We start from the raw sequence: 15,286 nt of genomic DNA, 5'->3' as shown, positions 1-15,286 counted from the left end.
ACCCACGAGACATCACTGCCCACTTGTTTTCAAGGGAGCCACCCGGCCTCTCAACCGGTACCACCAGGTATCACGAGGCCCGGGCACCCGGGAAACCGCCGATCTCCCCGACCGTCTCGGTCGTGCCGGATCGCAACCGTTCCCAACGAGATTGCACACATATGCGTGCACACATCTGTCCCGCAACGGGACCAGCTCAACGGAGCGAACAGTGACCATCATCAACCGCAACAACGCCATCCGCCGCCTCGACGTCCCCCTCGACGACATCGACGACGAGATCGAAGCAGGCGACTTCGTGTTCGCCACCCAGATGGACGACGGCCCGACCAACTACAGCGTCGAGCCACTGCTCGACATCTTCCGACGTTGCCTGGCGGGCACGGAGCGCGCACTCATGGACGGACGGTACGTCCGGTTCCTCGGGGTGTTCTACGTCCGAAGCATCGAGTCAGGGGTGGCGCACCTCGAGAACGGCAGCCGTGTCGCCTGCACCGAGTACCAGTGGTGCACCGGGCACGTCATGGAGGGCCCGCTCTCCATCGACGAGGGAGAGACGGAGATGCACACGGGTGAGTACGAGAAGCCGGTGACACTGCTCGGTGCACCAGTCGAGATCGCGCGAATCGCGAACGGTGGAACGCTCGGGCACGCGATCTCCATCGAGCTCGACGCCGAGGTCGGAAGCGAGGAGCTACTACAGCTGGCCGGCGACCTCGACCGGCTTTCCGCCCACCTCCGGTCCCTCGTCGGCGAGCCGTCGACGCCGGCTGAGTGGGTTGCCGCACGCAAGGGAAGCGCGCAGCGATGACCGCCGCCGGCCAGGAGCTCCTGCCCGAGACGACCAACGTCGTTCCGCTGCGACCGTTCGATACGTCCAGGACGCGCAACAGCGGGACCGGAATGTGGACGGCCTCTGGGAGCCACGACGTCGTCGAGATGGCGTGGATGCCCGTCCTCACCCTGTTCGAGTCCTACGAACGCGCTCAGGGGTTCGCGGATCGGACGATCGAGGTGCGGAGGGCAATGCTCCTCGCTCTCGCCCGGGCGACGCGGAAGCCCCCAGCGGAGATCACGGCGACGGATCTCATGATGCGCATGGGCCGCGGGATTGCGCCGGCCTCCATGCAGCGGGAGCGAGCGGACCTGCAGGCGTTCTTCCGATGGGTGAAAGCGTCGAAGCTGGTCAAGAAGGATCCGGCGAAGGACCTACCGAAGGTGCGGGTCCCGAAGGGCCGTCCACGGCCGATGACGCTCGAGCAGGTCGAGGCGATGCTGAACTCCGGCGTCTACTTCCGAACCCGCGTCATGATCATGCTGGGCCTCTACCAGGGCCTCCGCGCCCACGAGATCGCGAAGTTCCGCGGGGAGCACATCGACCTGACGGCATCAACGCTGTTCGTGCGCGGCAAGGGCGGTAAGGACCGCACGATCCCGCTGCACCCGGCGATCCGGGAGGTCGCGAAGGCGATGCCCGACGGCTACTGGTTCCCGGGCCGCGGTCCGAACGCGGGCAGCCACATCACGTACCGGTCGGTGTCCGACCTGATGACGGGCGCCATCCGAAAGGCCGGGATCACCGATCCGAGAATCACCGGGCACTCGCTGCGCCACACCTACGGGACTGAGCTCGTGGACGCGGGTGTGAGCATCCGGGTGGTGCAGGAGATGCTCCGGCACGACTCACTCGCCTCGACGCAGATCTACACGGCCGTGTCGTCGAAGCGGCTGCAGGAAGCGGTGCTGCTGATGCCCACCGTCTCCGTGCCCGTCACCTCGGCCCGGAAGCGGTAACCGGCACGGGGTGAAGCCGCGGGTGAATTTCGGGTGACGTCGGCACCAGCGACCCCACCCCGCGGTACCGTGACGAGCGAGCGGCCGCCGGACGTACCCTCCGACGGCCGCTCCCGGACGGTCAAGCGACCAGGCGGCCCTCGTCGTACGCCGTTCGGATCGTCTCGTAGTACCGCCGGGATGCTCCGATCGACGAGTGTGGCTCGAGTCCCTCGTTGTAGCGCACGTTCACGCTCCACGAGTGAAGCTCGAGGTACTCGAACTCGATCTGCGGGTAGAGCAACTTGACCAGATCGTTCACTCCGAAGGCGCGACCCGAGCTCGTTCCTAGGCGGGCTTGGTGCATAGTGACGTCGCGGTCGCTCATCTGGAGGTTGATGTGCTTCGCCGCGCACGCCTTGATCGAGGTGAAAATCGGATCGGCGAGCAGTGCCGCGCGCACGACATGGAAGGCGGCGTAGAAGTTGCAGACCGCGGCCCACTCGTCACCGGCCGCGGCGAGCCTGTCTGCCGTCTCGCGGCATGCTTCAGCCCGATCGATGCACTGTTGAGCAGTGCTCAGGGCCTTCGACGTCATGCGACGAGCATAAGCCGACGTCAGGCGAACTGGAACTGACGGCGTTGATCTGCAACCGCCCGCTGGCGGTCGTGCAGCTCCCCCACAAAGTTGTGGGCAAGCACGACCTCGGCGAAGAAGATGCTCTCCACCTCGTGGAAGGCAGTGAGCGCAGCGCGGCGGGCGTCCTCGGTGTCGTCCCGCAGCACGATCTCGACGTCGGCCTCTAGGGTCTGAGGGTTGATCTCAACGGCGAGAGCACGGAGCGTCTCACGGCCGAGGTACCCGATCGTCGTTTCGCCGATGGACTGCGCCAGCACGGCAAAATCGGTCGAGTGGAACATGCGTGCCACGATACACACGCTGTTCACTTATTGACAGTCCGTATCGATTTACGACAACGGCTCGTAGTTCGAACGGTGCCATCCACACAACGCGCGGAAGATCCTACGCCAGTGACTTAGCGAACGGCGCTGCTTGCGGCGTCGTCGTTGTCGCGCTTCCGCGCGAAAACGAGCGCTCGTGTACCTTTCACGGATGGGTGTCCGCTGGCACATCCCGCTCCCGGGCCCGTTCTCACTCAGCGGCTCCGTGTTCCCCCGCCGCCGACGCCGCCCGGCGACGTACTGGACGCATCCGGGCTGCTCCATCCATCACCAGCGGGAGGACACCGCGAACCGCTGCCGGGTGGGGCGCCGGTAGCTCAGTCGGTGCCGAGGTCCTCGCCGCCGGTGCGGTCGAACTCCTCGAGGTCGCCGAGTAGCTCCAGGCGTATCGCCTGGTCGCGAAGGGCGCCCTGCCACACCTCGCGATCCAGGGACCGGTCGAATGCTTCCGCCGCGATCTTCGCGGTCTCGTACGCCAGCTGAGCAAGACCATCGACGCCCGAGGATCGGTGTACGGCAGTGATCAGCCCCTGAACCTCCTCGGGGGTGTTCTCCCGGATCGCGATGACGAGGTGGCAGGCGAGGCCGCCGATCGCCAGCGCACGCTCCTCAGGCGTCTCGTCCACAGGGCCTCCTCCGTCCGCCGTCACAGGGTAGTCCCGCCGATCTGCTGCGTTCGGGCCCGCTTCTCCCGCTTCACCACAACGCTGGTCACAGTCGCCTCGACGAACTGCCCGAGGCCACTGTCGGTCCGATCACGGAGCTCGACGATGTGCTTCACGGTCCCGCCGCCACCGTTGATCGCATCCATCGCCTTGCCGGGGTTGGCGTTGATCGACTTGATCACGGCCCGCGCGCCCGGGTAGGACGACGCGTAGGCGTTCACGACCTCCTCGTTCAGCGACAGCCGCGTGAGCAGCGAGTCCGACGTCGACGACCCCACCGATCCCGTGACGGTGCCGGACGTGCCGCCGAGAGCGAAGTGCTGCACGTGCTCGTCGCGGCCCCCGATGGTGCCGCCGTGCGCGTCCGTCCCCATTCGGCCGTTGCCGGACACAGACGGGTCGTTCGCGGCCGACCCGACCTTCTGCATCACAGACCGGGTGGTGATCGTCACCGTCTTCGACTGGATACCCGCGAGCTCGTTCTTGATCTGCTGCAGCGCGGCCTTGGCTGCGGCGATCTCGGCGCGAAGCTCGGTGCGCTTCGACGCGGGGACGGTAGCGATGTCGCCCTTGAGCGCCGCGATCGCCTTCTCTGCTGCGTCCTTCTGCGCCTCGAGGCTGGTGTTGTGCTTCCCCGGCACCGAGGCGACGCCGCCCTTGAAGTCGGCGATCGCTTTGTCGGCCGCGGCCTTGTCGATCTCGAACTTGGTCGGCTTCACCTTGAGGTCGTTGACGTCGTACAGCTTGTCGATGTACGCCTGCACCGCCGGCGTGAGAGACCCCTGCGCCTTGAGAGCGCCCTCGAGCGCCGTCTTGGAGTCGGTGTACGCCTTCACCCCGGCCGCCGTGGAACCGGTCGCCTTCGCCTGCGCCTCAGCGAGCTGCTGCGCCGACTGCACCTGCTGCTGGATGGCCTGCTGGTTCGCGACCGCCGCGGCCGAGTTCCCGTCGATCGCGGTCTTGTTGTCCTTGAACGACTGGACCGCGGAGTTCGTGGCCGATGCCACCCCGGTCTGTGCCTGCGCCACTGACAGTGCGCCGCCGTTGAGGAGGGTGAGTGCGTTCGTGAGCAGCCCCGCAGCGTCGTTCTCGAGCTGCAGCGCCTGCGTCGCCGTCTTGGTCGACGCGGTCTGCTTGTCGGCTGCCTTCGCTGCCGCCTCGTACGCGCCCGACGTCATCCCGTACGTCGCGGCGAGCTTCGAGATCTGCGACTCGTGAGCCTGCTCCACCGCGGCTGCTCGCTTATTCGCGGCCGTCGTCCCGTCGACGTTGTCCTGCCAGACTCGAACAGCGTTCGCGATCCAGGAGATCGGGGACTGCTGCGCGAGCACCGAGTCCCGGAACGCCTCGCCCGCCGTCGAGGCGGTGGCGGCCTTCTGCGTGTACTTCTCCGCTTCCGATGCGGACTCACCGAACCCGAGGCTCAGCGAGTGCAGCGCCGTGTACCCCTCCGAGGCGAGGGTGATGATCTGCAGGAGGATCTGCCCGAACGGGGCGAGGTCGGTGACGACCTCGATGCCGGCGTGCGCGACCGCCATGATGGCGTCCTCGACGATCGGCAGCTCCGACTCGGCGTAGGTGACGAAGTCCTTGAGACCGTTGCCGGCGGCGAAGTCGTCGATGCTCTGCGCGAGCCGCTGGATGAACGCGGCACCGTCCTGCAGGAGCGGGTTGATCACGGGCAGCGCCGTCAGGAGCGCGTCGAGGATGGTCGTGCCGGTCTGCCCGAGCTCGCCCGTGAAAGTCGCGACCTCCTGGTTCAGCTCCGGCATGTCGGCGCTGATCCGCTTCTGCGCCGCCTCGAACGAGGACAGCATCCCGAGCGCCGCGGTCCCGGACAGCTCGTCGAGGTCGCCCTTGAGCGACTGCAGGCCAGCGCCGTACTCGTCGCCGACCGCAGTGCCGGCGGTCATCTCGTTCTTGATCCCGAGGACCGCGAGCACCCCGGCGGCACCCATGCCGGTGAGCGCGCCCGCGTACGCCACCGACGCCGCGGTCAGCGGGCCGAGGGCAGTAATCAGCGCGACGATCGCAGCGAGCTGCAGCTTGTTCGCGCTGACCGCGGAGAAGATCGAGTCGGTCGAAGCGGATCGGGCCGCCGTCGCACTCGTCGTCGCGCCAGCCTCCGCCTCCTGCGCGGCTGCGTCCTCCGCTGCGGTGGCGGCAGACTCCGCCTGAGCGGCAGCCTGAGCCGTCTCCGCGGCAGCAGCGGCATCCGCGGCAGCGACGAGCTGCGCATCAGCGACAGCGAGGGCTTCCTGCGCGGCGACGAGTTGCGCAGTCGTGGACGTCTGCGACTCCCGCACGGCCGTCAGCTGCGCCTCGGCAGCTGCCGTGGCCTCGTTCGCCACGTCCGCGGCTGCTCGAGCGGCGGCGAGTTCGGTCTCGGCCCGGGCGGCACGCTGCGCGCTCGACTCTGCCTTGTCCTGCGCGGCTGCGAGCTGTGCCTCCGCGGCCGCCGCGGCCGATGCTGCGCCGCCACCGGTGGACCGCTCGTCGACGTTCACGCCGACCGTGACGGACTCCGACCCGATCGCCTTGATCTGCGCGTCCAGCGCCGCGAGACGCTCCTCCGCGGACGCGGTGTCGAGGGTGACGCGGATGTTCGGGTTCAGCCGGCCGATCTGCTCGGCGTCGGCCTTCACCTTCGCGACCGTCGCGTCCCACGCGGTGTCGTCGAGGCTCAGGAACCCCTTGATCCCGCCGACCTCGGTGTCACTCATCTGTCAGCCCGTCGTCGTGGTCAAGCGCGCTTGCCGCGCATCAGGCTCGACAGGAACGGGTTGTCGTCCTCGCGGCCGATCCACGACGCCTCGGAGTTGGCGAGCGCCATGAGGGCGTCCTCGCTGGTCAGCGGATACACAGTGCCGCCGATGCGGACGCTGTCGAGCTGCTGGTCGAGGACTGTCACTGAGCCGTCGAGGACACCGAGCCGCACCTTCGCGTAGAAGTCCGGGTCAGTGAGCTGCTGCCGGGTGATGATCCGGGAGCTCTCGTCGAGGGTGACCGTGCGGCCGGCGACGGCCTGCTTCGGGGAGGCGGCGGCGAGGAGCGCGGCGAACCGTGCGTTGTCCTCGCCAGGAACGGTGATGGTCATGCGGGTGTTCCTCCGGGAGTTCAGATCGAGCGGTTGCGGTACTGAGAAGTGAGGCGAGTGAGCACCTTCTGGGAGCCGTAGACCTCGCCCCGCACCCCACGTGTCTCGAACCACGTCAGCTCGAAAGCGCCCGGTCTGGCGAGGCCGATGACGTCGGGGTCGTCGTCGTGGCTGTAGGGGTTACCTTCGGTCTCGGCGAGCTCGGCGATGGCGAACACCGCGCGATCGTGGCGCTTCGTGATCTCGAGGGCCTGGTCGATGAGCACCCGCGCCTGCTGCAGCAGAGGGTCGATCTGCTGCTCGAGACCCTGGGTGGCGATGATGTTGTCGTCGATGACCTTCGCGGTGTGCGCCCGCTGCTGCTTCGCTGCAGCCCTCGCGGCCTTCCGCTCAGCGGCGGCACGGCGGAGGTCGGCGAACCGGGACACGCTCTTGGCCTTGTCGAGATCCTCCGGTGTGAGGTCCTCGTCCCCGGCGGCGATCTGGGCCTCCACCGTCTCGACATGCTGCTGCGCGGCGAGGTACTCGGCCTCGGCCTGCGCGATGATCTCGGCCGGGGTCAGCTCGCGGCTGGGCTGGCTCTTCGTGCTCATCAGTCCTCCAAGAAGCGTGTGATGTCGATCAGCCACTGATGTCCTATGCGGCGGGCCGGCCACCGACCCTCGCGAGCCCTTCGACGCACGAGGGTCGGCGAGCACCCGAGTACCACGGCCGCTTCATCAACCGACACCTCGATCCTCTCGGGACCGCCAGTCGTGAGTGCCGGGAACGGCACACCCACTACCTCGCGGACACGAACTGACTCCGCGCAGGCGGAGATGAAGTCGTTCAGCAGGCGACTTCCCGTGCCAGATCGTCGGGCCGCGTCCTCCCGGTACTTCGCCTGCAGCCACGGGACGATCCTGCGCAGCTCGTCCATGTCGCCGATGATCGCGCCGTCCGCGGTCACCTCGAACGGACTCACCATCGGATGTCCTTCTCCGTGCCAGCCACCCCAGCGTCGAACACGTCCGGGTTGTCCGGCGCCAGCATCCGCGGTGGCATCGGCACCCGCGTTCCCGTCGGCATGGTCACGACCTCCTGCGGCGGACGGTCCGTCGGACGCAGCCAGTACCGCTGGTTCGGCACCCGTCTCGTGTCCCCGATGCCCGCCAACGCCTGCCCCAAGGCCATCGCGAGGTCGTCATGGCCCCGCGTCTCCGGGACGCTGATCTGCACGTTCCCCGCCGCGGTCTCCGTCATCTCCAACGCGGCCAACTGTGACAGCAGCTCCGGATGCTGCGGCAACACCAAACGCCCCTGTTGCAGGAACCCCTTCAACCTGCCGAACATCGCCTGTTTCCGCCGATTGTCGGTCCACACCGGTGACACCCACGTCTTCCGGTGCCCCCACCCTGCGAGGCGCCGATCCACCCACGCGCGGTCCAGCCGACGCACCAGCTCCTCCGTCGGGTATGCGCCCACACCGTTCGTCTCCGACACGTACACGTGGACGTAGAACGTGCTGGCCAGCTGCTCCAACCGGTCGATGAAGTCGCCGTACAGCATCCGATGGTGCACCTCGAGATGCGGCACGAAGAACACGTGATCGCCCTCCGCGAACCGGTTCGTTCGCTCGGGCACGTTCAGCCGATCGTCGTCCAGCGCCGCCAGCATCACGACCGCGTTGGCGTCCTGCGCCGACCCCCAGTCCAACCCCGCGATGACCCGCGGCAGCTCCCACTCTGTGAACGGCGACCCGCCCAAGAAGCGGTGGGTCCGGAACTGGCCATGATCATGAGCGTCACGGGGATGCACGAGCTCGTAGTCCAGCACCGAGTTCTGCAGCTCGTCCGGGGTCAGCAGCAGCCCCGACGCGTCCGCCCACTCCGCCAGGTACTCCCGCGCGAACGTGATCGGGTTCTCGTGCTGCCGGATCTCCTCGAGCAGATCCTCCGAGATCAGCGGCGACACCGTCGACGGCCAGTGCCACGACGCGTACATCGCATCCGGAGAGTCCATCCCCCGCCGCCACAGCCGCCGGAAGAAGTGATCGATCCCGAACGGCGTCGACGTCAAGATCACCCGCGACCCCGGCCGCGCGATGATCGCAGGCTCGGCAGCCGACCACACAGACCCCGAGATGAACGCCGCCTCGTCCGCGATCAGCAGGTCCACCGACCAGCCACGGATCTGCTTCTCCGAGGCCGGCACCGACAGGATCCTCGACCCGTTCGACAGCGTCAGCAAGCTCTTGCTCTCGTCCAGCACCGACCCGCGCAGCATGTCCGAATGCCCCGCCAACGCTGCACACTCCTCCAACAGCCGCTGCGACGCCGCCTCACCCGCCGAGATCAGCATCACCAGGATGTTCCGACGGGTGAACGCCTCGAACAGCGCGATCGTCGCCAGCACCGAGCTCTTCCCCACCTGCCGGCCAGCACAGATCACCCGGTACCGTGCAGACGAACGAGCCACCTCGAGCTGATGCGGCCACAACGGACGGCCCAGCAGCTTCTCCGCGAAAATCCCGGGATCGTTCGCCGGGGATGCCACCTCACCGCTCATCGGGGGTACCCCCCTGGTCTGCAGCCTCACGCATCTGCGTCAGGACCGTGGCGACGTCGACCCTGGTCGCTGCGACGTCACGGCCGAGACGGGCCCGTGCGAGCGGATCGAGCCCGAGCCGTGATCGGTGGGTGGTGGCGTTGGACTCCCACCGGCGCAGCAGCTCGAGCGGCGACACCTGGCCCTGCTTGCTCTCGGCTGCCTGCTCGATGGGCATCCCGTCCACCCACTCGGACAGGACGATCACCTTGGCCTCTGCGGCTGCCCAGGCGTTCAGGGCGGGCAGGTAGCTGCCGTGCGCGAGGAACGACATCTCGGGGTCGTTCAGGACGGCGTCGACCAGCTTCTCGGCGATGGGTCCGGTGGTGCGGACGGAGTAGGCGCCGTGCTTGATGGCGAGGGTGTTGCCCTGCTCGAAGGGTGCACGCTGGCCCGGGAACTCCGGCTGCCAGGCGACAGCGTCCGTCGTCGCGTTGGTCACGAGCACACCTCGTGCTCCCCTGACTCACTGTCAAGTGACGTGACGTCTGACCGGGGCTTCTCGTACTTGTGCGTGCTGCATGTGTGCTCTCGCACGGGCGCGGGGTTCTGCGAGATCGGCGTGACGACGGCGACGTGCTGCTCACCCCTCGTCTCGTCGTCCTGGTCGTTCACGTAGCGCACGTCTTGGTCGTGGATTCCGAGGTCTGCTGCCATGAGGCGGAGGGCTTCGTGGGTGTCCCCGTCGGCTCGGTGGACGTAGGAGTCGATCCAGTCGGCGAGGGGGGTGGTTTCGGTGGTCATGGTTGCTCCGGTGGGTGGAAGTGCATCACTGCTCTCCGTGCGTGGTGGCATGGTGCTGTTGGTGCACTTGATGGATTTAGGACGTAAGGGCACCAAGGGCATCAGGTGCACCAGGTTCTGTAGGTGGTGCACTCGGTGATGCGGTTGCGCGGGGGTAGTACAGGCCGTAGGAGACGCGGCGGATCAGCTCTCGCTTGACGGCTCGTCCGAGGTCGCGGCTGGCGGCGTTGCGGCTGATGGCGAGCTGGTCGGCGACTTCCTTGGTGCGGATGCCGCCGGGGTGGGCGTTCACGCAGTCGACGACGGCGCCGATGTTCTCGCCGAGGTCGGTGACGTCGGTGGGGTCAGGCCGGTTGACGATGTCGTCGACGGTGGTGTCGGTGTCGCCGAGGTAGTTGACGCGGGCGACGGTGGCCCACTCGTTCATGGCGACGGGGACGCGGGTGCTCTCGAGTTCGAATGCGAACGAGTCGCCGCGCGCTTCGCTGTAGTTCGACTTGTCGACGGTGGCGACGCGTTGGCCGGTGTCCTCATCGGTGGCGAACAGGATGACGCTACGGGCGACGTCGCGGAAGGCGTGGGAGCCGGACATGAGGTCGCGGGTGTCGCCGCTGCCCTTCCGCAGGTGCATGATCGCGACGACTGCGACTCCGAGCTCCCCGGCGAGGGCGACGAACGGGTTCAGCGCCTTGCGGACGTCGGCGGTCTTGTCGAGGTTCGCGCCGGCCATGACGGAGGTCAGGGGGTCGACGATGATCAGGCGCGCGTTGGTCCGCTGGACTGCTTCCCGGATGCGGGCGAGGTCGTCGACGAGCGACGGCACCTCGTCGAGCTCGAACCCCTCGACGACGGTGCGGACCTTCACCGACGACACGAGGCTCATGTCGGCGTTGGCGGCCAGCAGCCGGGGCACCACGATGGTGGCGAGGTCGTCCTCGTGGCCGACGAGGAGCACACGGCCGGGCGCTCCCTGGTGTTCGCCGTCGAGTGTGCCGCGGGTGACGTGGGACGCGAGCCAGAGCGAGAAGGTCGACTTCCCCTCGCCGCCGCGGCCGGCGAAGATCGTCGCGGTTCCCATCGGGATGCGTCCGGTCCAGAGGAACAGCTGCCGTTCGGGCTCGACGTCCGCCATGGAAGTGAGGACGAGCTGCCGGGGAACGGTGTCCGTCATCGGCCACCCCCGTACATCTCGGTGCGGCGTCGCTGGAGCTCGGCGAACGGCACGTGCTCGGGCGCTGTCGGCGGTGTGCGGCGAGCGACCTCGACGTACAGGCGGTCGCATTCGGCGTTGAGCCGAGCGATCTGTTCGAGCAACGGCTGCCGGGCGACGGTCTGGGCGTAGGTCCAAAGGCTGAGGACGCCAGGCGGGATGCGCCACAGCTCCGTGCGGCCGGCGAGCAGCTGATCACCCACCTGCTCGAGGTACTGGTCGACGCCGTCCGGGAGGCTTACCTCACGGATGTCAGAGGTTCGTGGCATGCTGTGTTTGTTCTTCTCCATCTGGGGATCGCTCATCAGGCGCCCTGGGTCTCGACCCCCGCAGCGGCTGCATCCGCTCGGGGGTCTTGTTCGTCATCAGCTCCGACGAGGCGGAGGAAGGGTCGGACAGGCACGAGGTAGCGACTGCCGATCCGGATCGTTGGGATCTCGCCGCTTCGTGCACCGGCGTAGGTGCTGTTCTTCGAGAGGCCGAGCAGAACGCCGGCGTCAGGCCACAGCGCGATCGTCGCGTGATCGCGGATGTCGTCGAGGGTCACTGACGCACCTCCTGCAGGTTCCGCAGCAAGCCGACGTACGCGAGCAGGTTCTGCCCCCGCGGACGCCGCACGCCGCTCTCCCAGCGCGCGACGGTGACGCGTTGCACGCCAAGCTGAGTTGCCAGGCGGGCCTGGGAAACTCCGGCTGCGAGGCGGATCTCTCGAGCGAGCCGCGGAGTCGGCAGCTGCCGCGCCGCGGCCACTTCTTCGATGAGGTCGATCATCGGTGCACCTCCCTTTCGTTGTTACTCAGGGTCGGTGCCGTGTCGGTACGCCGTCAAACGTGCACATCACTTTGATAGGGGTTGCGCACTGGTGACAGGCCTGGTTACATAGAAGCCGTGGACGACACGACGAAGCTCCCAGCCGAGTGGCACCCTGACGGGTTGTTCCCCGCGCACTCGGAGCACGTGGACGTGGTCGCCGACCTCATCCGGGATCGGACCTGGATCCGCCTCGAACCGGACGTTCCGACAGATCGGAACGTCCCGCCCGTGTACATCACCCTCGCCCGCACGCCGAGCGGCCGTCTCGCCTGCAAGGGCCTGATCATCGGCGCTCTGACTCCCGGCCACGAGCTCGCCTCCGGGGAGATCACCTCCCGGATCCTGCGCCACGTCAAGCTGCCCGAGTTGCTTGCCGCCGTATCCAAGGTGCAGCAGTGGGGCGACGAGGCCTCGGCCGCGATTGACGACTTCCCAGAGGCGCCACAGCGTGTCCGAAGTCAGTCCCTCGACCCCGCGCTCTTCGAGACGGTCGCCCGTGCCTACAAGCTCGCCCTCGAGCGTTGGCCGAACGCGCCGATCAAGAACCTCGCGCTCGCCTGGCATCAATCCGAACCGACGCTGCGGCGCTGGATCCAGCGCGCTCGAGAGCGGGGACTTCTCGGAGCGTCCATCCCGGGGCGCGCCGGCGAGCAGCTACCCAACGAAAGGAACTGACGATGACGACATACCAGCAGCCGGAGGGCGAAGGGCGCACCTTTCACTTCGACTCCAGCAGGAGCGACTACTGCACCTGCTTCATGATTGACGGCGACAAAGTCGGCTACCTGGCCGACGCGATCTACCCACCCGTCGGCAGCATCGTTGACCTCACGGGTGGACGCCAGGCGACGGTCCAGTCCGTTCGTCTCGACATCTCGGGAACGGACGGGCTCGCGATGATCTACGTCGCCCTCGTGGACCTTCGGTACCCGTACGGGCCGGACCCTCGTGGCTGACATCTACCGGCGCTGTGGCTGCCGGCGACCGGACGGCAAGTCCTACGGGTCGCTCCCCGACCGTGCGACGGACGCACAGCGAGCCGCTGCGTGCCCACGGCTGCTCACGGAGACCGGACACGGGTCGTGGGGCTTCTACATCAGCGCGGGGAAGGACCCGGGCACCGGCAAGCGGCTGCAGCTGCGTGAGTCCACGTTCACGACGAAGCGTGAAGCGCAGCAGGCTCGAGCTGCGAAGCTCACGGAGCTCAGCACCGGCCGCTACCGAGTCGACCGGAAGCTGACGGTGCGCGAGTACCTCGAGCAGTGGTTGCGCCGCCGCGTGGATGACGGCCTGCGGGCCTCGACCGCGTACACCTACTCGGCGTACGTGACGAACGACATCGTGCCGCAGGTCGGCGCGCTGAAGCTCACGGACCTCCGCCGGCACCACATCGACGCTCTCGTGCGGAAGCTCCGCGACGACGGACGAGGCGGCGTCACCGTGCGCCGGATCTACTCCACCCTGCGGGCTGCGCTCGCGGACGCGGAGCGCCTCGACCTGATCGCGAGCAACCCGGCAGCGAACGTCACCGTGCCGACGCCTGCGCGGAAGCCGATGACGATGTGGGAACCGCAGCAGGCACAGCAGTTCCTCGACGGCCTCACCGACGAGCGGCTCGGTGTCCTGTTCGAGTTCGCGCTCTACACCGGCATGCGCCGCGGCGAGATCGTCGGCCTCCGCTGGTCCGACGTCGACCTCCCTCGAGCCCAGGTGACCGTCCGCCAGCAGCGGGTGCAGGTCGGGTCCCGGGTGGAAGTCGGCGCCGTCAAGACGGACGCGGGTCAGGATCGGCGTGTGCTTCTCGGCGCGAACGTCGTCGGATCCCTCATCGCCTGGCAGGTCCGTCAGGCCCAGGAGGCCGAGCTCCTGGGGTCGACCTACAACCCGTCCGGCTACGTGTTCACCACGGCGCTCGGGGAGCCGCTGCGGCCCGACTACGTCACGAAGCGATTTGACGTGCTCGTAACCCGCGCGGGCCTCCCGCGGATGCGCTTCCACGGTCTGCGGCACATGCACGCGTCGCTGATGCTCGCCTCCGGCGTCGATCTGGGCACCGTGTCCAAGCGCCTCGGGCACTCCACGCTCGCCATCACCTCTGACCTCTACGGCCACCTGCTCGACGAGACGAACCGGCGAGCAGCGGAGGCGATGGACGCCCTCATGATGAGCGCGAGAGGAGGCGGAGCACGCACATTGCACACACAGCCGGTCCGTGAGGACCAGTAGGACGTCGGGCTAACGCCCCAATCCCTTGTAACTACAGGCGGAGGGTGTGGGATTCGAACCCACGAGACATCACTGCCCACTTGTTTTCAAGACAAGCTCCATCGGCCGCTCGGACAACCCTCCTGGCTGGACCACCTGACGGTGGCGACCGGCGCGTGAGAGTCTAGCGAGCCTCCCGGCCGGGAGGCACGGCCCGCGCCCGCCCCGCCAACCCCATCGCCGACCCTCCCGTCGAGATCGCAGTTGTTGCCGCTCTGAGCACCCCCAAAGCGGCACCTTCTGCGATCTCGCGATGCGGCGGACGAGCGGCGGCCGGGACGGCCGGGAGGCGCCTCCCGCACCCCGTGACGGAACCGTGATCGATGTGACGGAACCGTGATCGTGGAGCCGCCACGCACCGTCGACCAGTCCGCCAAGATGAGCGACGGGGGACGTGGAGCGGATGCCACGGGGCACCGGCGTCTCCCGGAACGGAACGCCTCGATGTCCACCACACCGCGGTCCGCGATCGTCCTGATCGCCGCGACCGCTCTCGTCGTCACCCTCGCCGGCTGCAGCACCTCGACCGCGGCCGACACCGCCACCACGGTCGGCCACACCGGACGCCCGAGTGCGTCGGCCACCGCGACGACGCCCACGCCCAGCACGACCGCGACGCCCACCACGCCGCCGGCCGCCACACCATCCGCCTCCCCGACGCTCGACCTCGCCGACCCGACGACGTGGACGATCACGGGTGCCGGCGTCGGGCCGCTCACCATCGGCGGTTCGGTGACGGCCGAGGGCGCGTCCATGACCGCGTACACGCGCTCGGACGACTGCCCGAACCCGAACATCGCGATGTGGCGGCGGACCGGTTCCTCCGTGTGGACCCAGGCACTGCCGGACGCGCGCGACGTCGTGCACGGGATCCTCCTGCAGGGCGCCGGGGCCTCCTCGCCGAAGACGGCGCAGGGCGACACGCTCGGCACACCGCTGGCGACCCTCGAGGCGCACCACCCCGACCTCGTGCAGATCCGCGAGGACGACCAGGAGGACTACCGCGGCTACCAGGACCACGGTGCCTGGATCGTGTTCGACGTGCGGTCGACGCCGCAGCAGGTGCGGTCGATCTGGGTGAGCACGGACCGGGTGCCGCCCTACGAGTTCTGCGGCTGACGCCACGTCATCCCACCGGGATCGCAGTCGTTGCTGCTCACACCACCGTCG

20 protein-coding genes and 1 tRNA gene are annotated in these 15,286 nt (G+C 68.1%); 6 read left to right on the top strand and 15 right to left on the bottom strand.

Annotation, left to right across the window (positions count from 1 at the left end):
• The first annotated feature begins 211 nt into the window (after nt 1-211).
• Together DEI93_RS03300 and DEI93_RS03295 are read left to right on the top strand one after the other, a co-directional pair.
• The gene (locus DEI93_RS03300; RefSeq protein ID WP_111120396.1) at nt 212-811 is read left to right on the top strand and encodes a hypothetical protein; all 600 of its coding nucleotides are present in this window, start codon (nt 212-214) and stop codon (nt 809-811) included.
• Nucleotides 808-1,794, top strand: coding sequence for a tyrosine-type recombinase/integrase (locus DEI93_RS03295; protein ID WP_111120395.1), 987 nt, complete (start codon nt 808-810; stop codon nt 1,792-1,794). The genes DEI93_RS03300 and DEI93_RS03295 overlap by 4 nt, the downstream gene beginning before the upstream one ends.
• A 121-nt stretch (nt 1,795-1,915) precedes the next feature.
• On the opposite strand, the gene DEI93_RS03290 is transcribed toward DEI93_RS03295, so the two are convergent.
• The 14 genes from DEI93_RS03290 to DEI93_RS03225 form a co-directional block, all read right to left on the bottom strand.
• Nucleotides 1,916-2,371: a hypothetical protein gene (locus tag DEI93_RS03290; protein WP_111120394.1), complete on the bottom strand. Its 456-nt coding sequence runs from the start codon at nt 2,369-2,371 to the stop codon at nt 1,916-1,918.
• Between the two features lie 20 nt (nt 2,372-2,391).
• Nucleotides 2,392-2,694, bottom strand: coding sequence for a hypothetical protein (locus tag DEI93_RS03285; RefSeq protein WP_111120393.1), 303 nt, complete (start codon nt 2,692-2,694; stop codon nt 2,392-2,394).
• Nucleotides 2,695-3,053: 359 nt separating this feature from the next.
• Complete coding sequence (locus tag DEI93_RS03280; protein ID WP_111120392.1) at nt 3,054-3,362, bottom strand: hypothetical protein; 309 nt, start codon at nt 3,360-3,362, stop codon at nt 3,054-3,056.
• Between the two features lie 20 nt (nt 3,363-3,382).
• Entirely contained in the window at nt 3,383-6,124 is a 2,742-nt protein-coding gene (locus DEI93_RS03275; RefSeq protein ID WP_111120391.1) for a hypothetical protein, read from the bottom strand.
• 20 nt (nt 6,125-6,144) lie between these two features.
• A complete protein-coding gene (locus tag DEI93_RS03270) occupies nt 6,145-6,498 on the bottom strand; it encodes a hypothetical protein (RefSeq protein WP_111120390.1) in 354 nt (117 codons plus the stop codon).
• 20 nt (nt 6,499-6,518) lie between these two features.
• Nucleotides 6,519-7,091: a hypothetical protein gene (locus DEI93_RS03265; protein WP_111120389.1), complete on the bottom strand. Its 573-nt coding sequence runs from the start codon at nt 7,089-7,091 to the stop codon at nt 6,519-6,521.
• Nucleotides 7,091-7,465, bottom strand: a complete 375-nt coding sequence (locus DEI93_RS03260) for a helix-turn-helix domain-containing protein (RefSeq protein ID WP_111120388.1) — start codon at nt 7,463-7,465, stop codon at nt 7,091-7,093. The genes DEI93_RS03265 and DEI93_RS03260 overlap by 1 nt, the downstream gene beginning before the upstream one ends.
• Complete coding sequence (locus DEI93_RS03255; RefSeq protein ID WP_111120404.1) at nt 7,459-9,045, bottom strand: terminase large subunit domain-containing protein; 1,587 nt, start codon at nt 9,043-9,045, stop codon at nt 7,459-7,461. Before DEI93_RS03255 ends, DEI93_RS03260 begins: the two co-directional genes overlap by 7 nt.
• Complete coding sequence (locus tag DEI93_RS03250) at nt 9,035-9,526, bottom strand: hypothetical protein (protein WP_146244459.1); 492 nt, start codon at nt 9,524-9,526, stop codon at nt 9,035-9,037. The genes DEI93_RS03255 and DEI93_RS03250 overlap by 11 nt, the downstream gene beginning before the upstream one ends.
• Nucleotides 9,523-9,828, bottom strand: a complete 306-nt coding sequence (locus DEI93_RS03245; protein WP_111120386.1) for a hypothetical protein — start codon at nt 9,826-9,828, stop codon at nt 9,523-9,525. The genes DEI93_RS03250 and DEI93_RS03245 overlap by 4 nt, the downstream gene beginning before the upstream one ends.
• Before the next feature lie 76 nt (nt 9,829-9,904).
• Nucleotides 9,905-10,999, bottom strand: a complete 1,095-nt coding sequence (locus DEI93_RS03240; protein ID WP_181436109.1) for an AAA family ATPase — start codon at nt 10,997-10,999, stop codon at nt 9,905-9,907.
• Nucleotides 10,996-11,307: a hypothetical protein gene (locus DEI93_RS03235; protein WP_146244458.1), complete on the bottom strand. Its 312-nt coding sequence runs from the start codon at nt 11,305-11,307 to the stop codon at nt 10,996-10,998. Before DEI93_RS03235 ends, DEI93_RS03240 begins: the two co-directional genes overlap by 4 nt.
• Nucleotides 11,308-11,342: 35 nt before the next feature.
• The gene (locus tag DEI93_RS03230; protein WP_111120384.1) at nt 11,343-11,585 is read right to left on the bottom strand and encodes a helix-turn-helix domain-containing protein; all 243 of its coding nucleotides are present in this window, start codon (nt 11,583-11,585) and stop codon (nt 11,343-11,345) included.
• Complete coding sequence (locus DEI93_RS03225; protein ID WP_111120383.1) at nt 11,582-11,809, bottom strand: helix-turn-helix domain-containing protein; 228 nt, start codon at nt 11,807-11,809, stop codon at nt 11,582-11,584. Before DEI93_RS03225 ends, DEI93_RS03230 begins: the two co-directional genes overlap by 4 nt.
• Before the next feature lie 192 nt (nt 11,810-12,001).
• Here DEI93_RS03225 and DEI93_RS03220 point away from each other — a divergent pair, with 192 nt between their 5' ends.
• Genes DEI93_RS03220 through DEI93_RS03210 form a run of 3 tightly spaced genes read left to right on the top strand, consistent with a single transcriptional unit; the run spans nt 12,002 to nt 14,077 of the window.
• Nucleotides 12,002-12,526: a hypothetical protein gene (locus DEI93_RS03220; RefSeq protein ID WP_146244457.1), complete on the top strand. Its 525-nt coding sequence runs from the start codon at nt 12,002-12,004 to the stop codon at nt 12,524-12,526.
• A gap of 2 nt (nt 12,527-12,528) precedes the next feature.
• The gene (locus DEI93_RS03215) at nt 12,529-12,807 is read left to right on the top strand and encodes a hypothetical protein (protein WP_111120381.1); all 279 of its coding nucleotides are present in this window, start codon (nt 12,529-12,531) and stop codon (nt 12,805-12,807) included.
• A complete protein-coding gene (locus DEI93_RS03210) occupies nt 12,800-14,077 on the top strand; it encodes a site-specific integrase (RefSeq protein WP_111120380.1) in 1,278 nt (425 codons plus the stop codon). Before DEI93_RS03215 ends, DEI93_RS03210 begins: the two co-directional genes overlap by 8 nt.
• 38 nt (nt 14,078-14,115) lie before the next feature.
• Here the strand turns inward: DEI93_RS03210 and DEI93_RS03205 are convergent.
• Nucleotides 14,116-14,200 (bottom strand) — tRNA-Ser (locus tag DEI93_RS03205).
• 360 nt (nt 14,201-14,560) lie between these two features.
• Between DEI93_RS03205 and DEI93_RS03200 the strand changes: the two genes are divergently transcribed.
• Nucleotides 14,561-15,235, top strand: coding sequence for a hypothetical protein (locus tag DEI93_RS03200; RefSeq protein ID WP_146244456.1), 675 nt, complete (start codon nt 14,561-14,563; stop codon nt 15,233-15,235).
• Nucleotides 15,236-15,286: the final 51 nt, after the last annotated feature.

Origin of the sequence: Curtobacterium sp. MCBD17_035 (assembly GCF_003234815.2) — a bacterium.
Taxonomy (GTDB): domain Bacteria; phylum Actinomycetota; class Actinomycetes; order Actinomycetales; family Microbacteriaceae; genus Curtobacterium.
This window is presented reverse-complemented; position numbering and strand designations above follow the sequence as displayed.

Excerpts from the sequence above, each read along its gene's own strand:
- DEI93_RS03295 (WP_111120395.1), top strand. The coding sequence starts at position 808 with ATGACCGCCGCCGGCCAGGAGCTCCTGCCCGAGACGACCAACGTCGTT.
- DEI93_RS03290 (WP_111120394.1), bottom strand. The coding sequence starts at position 2,371 with ATGACGTCGAAGGCCCTGAGCACTGCTCAACAGTGCATCGATCGGGCT.
- DEI93_RS03285 (WP_111120393.1), bottom strand. The coding sequence starts at position 2,694 with ATGTTCCACTCGACCGATTTTGCCGTGCTGGCGCAGTCCATCGGCGAA.
- DEI93_RS03275 (WP_111120391.1), bottom strand. The coding sequence starts at position 6,124 with ATGAGTGACACCGAGGTCGGCGGGATCAAGGGGTTCCTGAGCCTCGAC.
- DEI93_RS03270 (WP_111120390.1), bottom strand. The coding sequence starts at position 6,498 with ATGACCATCACCGTTCCTGGCGAGGACAACGCACGGTTCGCCGCGCTC.
- DEI93_RS03265 (WP_111120389.1), bottom strand. The coding sequence starts at position 7,091 with ATGAGCACGAAGAGCCAGCCCAGCCGCGAGCTGACCCCGGCCGAGATC.
- DEI93_RS03260 (WP_111120388.1), bottom strand. The coding sequence starts at position 7,465 with ATGGTGAGTCCGTTCGAGGTGACCGCGGACGGCGCGATCATCGGCGAC.
- DEI93_RS03255 (WP_111120404.1), bottom strand. The coding sequence starts at position 9,045 with ATGAGCGGTGAGGTGGCATCCCCGGCGAACGATCCCGGGATTTTCGCG.
- DEI93_RS03245 (WP_111120386.1), bottom strand. The coding sequence starts at position 9,828 with ATGACCACCGAAACCACCCCCCTCGCCGACTGGATCGACTCCTACGTC.
- DEI93_RS03240 (WP_181436109.1), bottom strand. The coding sequence starts at position 10,999 with ATGACGGACACCGTTCCCCGGCAGCTCGTCCTCACTTCCATGGCGGAC.
- DEI93_RS03235 (WP_146244458.1), bottom strand. The coding sequence starts at position 11,307 with ATGCCACGAACCTCTGACATCCGTGAGGTAAGCCTCCCGGACGGCGTC.
- DEI93_RS03225 (WP_111120383.1), bottom strand. The coding sequence starts at position 11,809 with ATGATCGACCTCATCGAAGAAGTGGCCGCGGCGCGGCAGCTGCCGACT.
- DEI93_RS03215 (WP_111120381.1), top strand. The coding sequence starts at position 12,529 with ATGACGACATACCAGCAGCCGGAGGGCGAAGGGCGCACCTTTCACTTC.
- DEI93_RS03200 (WP_146244456.1), top strand. The coding sequence starts at position 14,561 with ATGTCCACCACACCGCGGTCCGCGATCGTCCTGATCGCCGCGACCGCT.